Source organism: Mycobacterium sp. 050272 (assembly GCF_039023525.1).
In the GTDB taxonomy this organism is placed as follows: domain Bacteria; phylum Actinomycetota; class Actinomycetes; order Mycobacteriales; family Mycobacteriaceae; genus Mycobacterium.
In genome coordinates this window covers 1-1,488 of record NZ_JBCHKV010000056.1, presented here as the reverse complement: position 1 = coordinate 1,488, position 1,488 = coordinate 1, and the positions used below count along the sequence as shown (strand labels likewise).

Here is a 1,488-nt window from a genome sequence, read left to right as displayed (position 1 = left end):
GAGGAATTGTCAATACCTGTGGATCGGCGTGTTTCAGGCGACCTCCGTTCCGGCTTGCTGATCGCCGTCTGAGGGCGGTGTCGGTGGGGTGATTTCGGTGGGGCGTTCGAGCAGTTTGCCCTTGTGGAAGACCGCGCCGGCGCGGACCAGGGCGACCAGGTGTGGTGCGTTGACGGCACGCCAGCGGGCCGCGGCGGCGTCGATGAGCTTGTAGGCCATGGCCAGACCAGCCGCACGTGATCCCGGCCCCTTGGTGACCTTGGTTCTCAAACGTACTGTGGCAAAGGTGCTTTCGATCGGATTTGTCGTGCGTAGGTGGATCCAGTGCTCGGCGGGATAGTGGTAGAACTCCAGTAGGGTGTCCAGATCGTCGGTGATCTTGGCGACCGCCTTGGGGTACTTGGCCCCGAAGTCGACCGTGAAGGCCTTGACCGCGAACTGGGCCTTGTCGATATCCTCGGCGTTGTAGATCTCCTTGAGCGCCGACAACGCCGACGCGTGCGCTGATTTCGGCAGGGCGGCAAGCACATTGGCTTGCTTATGAAACCAGCACCGCTGTTCTTTGGTGGCCGGGAACACCTCGCGTACCGCTTTCCAGAAGCCGAGTGCGCCATCGCCGACGGCGAGCACGGGTGCGGTCATGCCGCGTCGTTTACAGTCGCGCAGCAGATCAGCCCACGACTCGGTCGATTCCCGGTAGCCGTCGGTGATCGCCACGAGCTCTTTGCGGCCGTCCGCGCGCACGCCGAGCATCACCAGCAGACACAGCTTTTCCTGGTCCAGGCGGACCTTGAGGTGGATGCCGTCGACCCACAGGTAGACGTAGTCGGTGCCCGACAGGTCCCGGGCGGCAAACGCGCGGGCCTCGTCCTGCCACTGGCTGGTCAGCCGGGTGATCGTGGTGGCCGAGAGCCCGGCACCCGAGCCCAGGAACTGCTCCAGAGCGGGGGTGAAGTCGCTGGTGGACAGCCCGTGCAGGTACAGCAGCGGCAGCACTTCGCTCATCTGCGGTGACTTGCGTGCCCAGGCCGGCAGGATCGCCGAGGAGAACCGTTTCCGTTCACCGGTGTCGGGGTCGACGCGTTTGTCGTTGACTCGCGGTGCTTTCACCTCAACTGCCCCGGCTGCCGTCAGCACCTCGCGGGCCTGGTGATAGCCGTTGCGGACCACCAGCCGATGCCCCTTCTCATCGAGCTGATCGGCGAACTGGGCCACGTAGGCGGCGACCTCAGCCTTCAACGCGGCGGCCAGCATCTGACGGGCGCCGTCGCGGACGATCTCGTCCAACAACGACCGACCAGCACCGCCAGTGCTTTCGTTGGCCTCGATGGCATCGTGAACTACGGTGAGCATGGGCGTACCTTCCCGAACCAGCGCGCCAACGCCGGCTCATGATCGGACCTTCGGATATTCAGATCATCCTCGGGAAGGTGCGCCCACTTTCACGCCCCCTCACCGAGGCTCATCCACAGGTTCTGATCATTGCTC

At 64.3% G+C, this 1,488-nt stretch carries 1 protein-coding gene; it reads right to left on the bottom strand.

Annotated elements, in window-relative coordinates; all coding sequences use genetic code 11:
* Positions 1-33: 33 nt before the first annotated feature.
* Positions 34-1,353, bottom strand: coding sequence for an IS256 family transposase (locus AAHS21_RS31935; RefSeq protein WP_013472279.1), 1,320 nt, complete (start codon positions 1,351-1,353; stop codon positions 34-36).
* Between the last annotated feature and the right edge of the window lie 135 nt (positions 1,354-1,488).